Here is a 3714-nt window from a genome sequence, read left to right as displayed (position 1 = left end):
ACCAAGATCCGTGCATTTATCAACGGCTGGAACCCCCGCGCTCAGCCCTTCGTCTGGACGAAAACCGCCGAGCAGATCCTCAAGAAAGCCAACCGCCCAACAACTTCAAACGCGGGCCACTAGTGTCGCAACATCTTCCATGGCTGAAGCCGGCAAGCCCGAACAAGATGTTCAACGCACAGCTTGTTGAGATTGCCTCCCCCGGAGAGTGGCAAGAACCAACTGCCTATCCGGACAAGGCCATCGACATTCGACACAACACAGCACTGTGGTCACCAGTACTCCATTCGCTGTCTGATGATCCTCACACTTTCAGATTTGATTTTAAGAAGAAAGACGGCACCCCTTCTCATCACACCTTTCAGGGACTTACTAGAACCATTGGGGCGGAGGAACTGTTGACGTTGTTGGAGCAGTTGAAGTGGAGTGCACCCTCCCAATTCGCACCCCATCTGACTTACCTTCGAGAAATATCCAGAAGCACTCAGCCGTCGGTCAACGATTGGCTGGTTGTTGCACCACAGCACTCGAGTAGGACGTCGGCTAGGGATCAGACCCTCTCAATTAATAAACAAGACCGTAGGTTCTCCTACTTTGCTCGTGACAGACGTCGCGGGCCACTGTTCGGTGCCATCAGCGACCCAAAACATCGTGGTGCGCCGATGGCGATTGCGGGGTCCTTCGCGACTGAACAACACGTGGAAGAGTCACCATTCAGAGCCCCGAAACGGGGTGCGTTAGTCCTCTACCCCTTGGTCGAATCCGCGATCCTAAGAAAGTATGAATCCCCCGAAGCGCAAACTAACACAAAGCACTTGGAACTCAACGGGGATGAAGTTGTTCTCGCATTCTCCTTTGTCGCACCTGGAACAGCGAGGTCCGGTGACAGAGTCATACGGTTTAAAACCATCGACTCATCCAAACCTGACACTGCGATCATCGACCGGTAGGGGACACTTCGGAACCCGTCAGACAGGCCTGATGGGTTCCGAAATTGCAGAATTCAAGGGTTAGCCTCGATCTTTCTTGCCAGTGTTGTGCTGGCCTGAGCGGGTCGAGATTGGTTTTCGAACCTGTTGGCGCGCGATGGCGCGACCGATGTCGATCGGCAGCGCTCGGATCCACGGCCTGAGGTGGGGTTCTTTCGGGTTGTCGGGTCGGGTGAATTGCGGTCAGGCGGGCGCGGGTAGCGCCGCCAATCGGGTCAGCGCGGTGACGATGAGGGTCGACCATGTCGCGTTTTTCGACAGCTTCAGGTGGATGCGGCGGGCATGGGTAGAGATGCGTCCCGCGATCGAGAACAGCCGCAGACGAATACGTTTGGGTTCCCACCTGCGTGCTTCGTGGTCGGTGAAGCTGAGCATCTGTGTCCACGCCGTCAAGTCCAGAGCGAGTTGGACGATGGCTAACCAGACGCGGTTCTGTTCGAACCCCTGTAGCGGGAAGTTGGTCAACCCGGTGTCCTTGGCGGTTCGGATGCGGTCCTCGCAGCGGGCGCGGCGACGGTGCCGAAGTTCGAGATCTTGAATCTGACCGCGAGTGGTGTTGGTGGCGAACGCGGTCAATCGAAGGCCGTCGGAATCGGTGAACCTCAACTGTGCGCCGGGGTGCGGGCGTTCCTTTCGGATGATCACACGCATTCCCCTCGGCCAGGTAGCCAGATCGAGGATGCCGGTGGCGTCAATGACCCAGGCACCATCGCGGACCTTCTCGGTGGCGTCGACGGCAACAGACCAGGCACCCTCGGGAACGCCAGCGAGGGCGGTGACCATCGCGTCCGTGAGCCCGAACCCGATCGAATACGACACTCCTCTCTTGTGCAGCCAGGTCAAGTACTTGTGGCTCGAACCCGCGCCGTCTGTGCGGACCAGGACCTTCTTCCCTGGTCGGGCAGCGTGCGTGTTCGGTAACTGCGCCAATGCTTTCCGGGTGACAGCGATGTGATCATCCGCGGTGTTGGATCCGGCGTTGCCGGGTCGCAGCACGGCTGCGACGGGCTCACCGGTGCCGTCCGCCCCGTGGTCGACGAACGCCAGCAGGGGGTGGAATCCGAATCCTCGCTTGTAGGTCGGAGCTGCGTTCTCCTTCTCTGAGTGCGCAGTGACGAGGGTGGCGTCGAGGTCAATGACGATCGGGTTCGCGGCGGTGATGTCGTGATCAGGCGCGTTTTCGCCGGCGTGTTCCCACGCCGCGGCGCGGGCGGATGCGCGCGCGGTGTCGATGGCGGTCAGTACGGCGGGTGCATCTGCGGCCAACGCAGTGATCAGACGGGAGACGGTCGGATCGGACGGCACTTTCCCGAACACGGCGCTGTGTTCGCGCAGGGTGGCGATGTCAGCGAGGCAGTCCCCGCCGAGCGTCAGCGACACTGCGAGGTCGGTGATGATCTTCCCTGGGTCGCAGTGCGCCAACGGTTTCCGCCACGATGACAGGCTCTGTGAGAGGGCTGAGGTGAGACCGGTGACCTCGGCGGTTCGGAGCAACGTCACCGCCCCGGCGTGCGACACGACCCCGGTTCCGGTGGCATCGACGGACAGGGCGGGGTACGGCGACGTAGACTTGCTCACCAGAAAGACATCCCATGTTGTTAAGAAGTCAAGCGGCAGCCTCAGATTCGATTGCCGTGACCGTTGAGGATGGCCAGGCTGTGTGTTCGTCGTAATGGCTGTTCGCTGCGAGACAGCCGTGAAAGATGCCCACGAATTTGTTGGCCACATGACGCAGAGCAGCATTGTGCCCGACACCACGGCGGCGTTGGGTGTCGTAATAGGTGCGTGCGCCGGGCGAGACTCTGATGGCGGTAAACGCTTGACGAGTCAGCGCATCGAGCAGTCTGTCGTTGTGGACGTAGCGTCGTGAGGTCGCGGTCTTCTTTCCTGATGCTTTGGTGATGGGGCTGGTGCCGGCGAAGTTTCTGCGAGCTTTGCCGGATCGGTAGCGACCCGGGGCATCACCGAATTCCGCAAGTACCCGCGCTCCGACCACCGCTCCCATACCTGGGAGCGATTTAATAATCGACGCTTGAGGGTGCAGTTCAAACGCTGTGGTGACCTGTTCAGCGAGCAGGGTGATCTGGGCATCGATCGCCGCAGCGACCGCCAGTATCGACACGGTGGTGGCGGCGTGGGCGGTCGAGAGTGCTCCGGGCTGGGTAAGTCTGCCTGGGGCGCGAAACACGCCGCGCATCGTGGCTGCACGGTCATCGACCATCCGGCGCTGTGCGCGTTTGAGTGCCGCCTTGATCTGTGTGATGGTCAGTGCGGCGGCCAGCTCAGGCGTCGGTGCTTTGGTCAGCAATTCGACAGCCTCAGGCGATGTGAGATCGTCGAACGCATCGAGTGCAGCCGGGAAATACTGAATCAGGTTGTAGCGCAGTCGATTGAGATGTCTCCGACGTTCCCAGATCAAAGTCTTGTGTGTACGTGCGAGGATTTTCAGGCCCTCGACTTCGAGGGAGTCCTCGGCTGCAGCACGTAACTGCCGTCGGTCGGTCCGCACCATGTCTGCAAGTACGTGCGCATCACCGACATCGCTTTTGGCACCGGCGAGGGAAAAACGTGATCTGCATCGTGCTGACTGAACCGGGCTTATCCTGAATGCACCGATGCGCTGACTCGCTCGGTCTGAATCGTGTTGCGTGGTATCGGGTGGGGTGTGGGCGTGATTGTTCGGCCGATCTCGGGTATCGACTTGTTCCACTGTGGTTTTCGTCTC

Annotated in this window: 2 protein-coding genes; both read right to left on the bottom strand. The window is 60.0% G+C overall.

The window, feature by feature from the left end; genetic code table 11:
• Window positions 1-1172 precede the first annotated feature (1172 nt).
• Window positions 1173-2567 carry an IS1380 family transposase gene (locus tag QMK32_RS25020; RefSeq protein ID WP_283478269.1) on the bottom strand — a complete coding sequence of 465 codons (1395 nt, stop codon included), beginning with the start codon at window positions 2565-2567 and terminating at the stop codon, window positions 1173-1175.
• Window positions 2568-2595: 28 nt separating this feature from the next.
• Window positions 2596-3714 (bottom strand): IS110 family transposase (locus QMK32_RS25015; RefSeq protein ID WP_283478268.1); only part of this gene is annotated, 1119 nt, incomplete at its 5' end.

Origin of the sequence: Rhodococcus sp. H29-C3 (assembly GCF_030063405.1) — a bacterium.
GTDB lineage: Bacteria > Actinomycetota > Actinomycetes > Mycobacteriales > Mycobacteriaceae > Rhodococcoides.
This window is presented reverse-complemented; position numbering and strand designations above follow the sequence as displayed.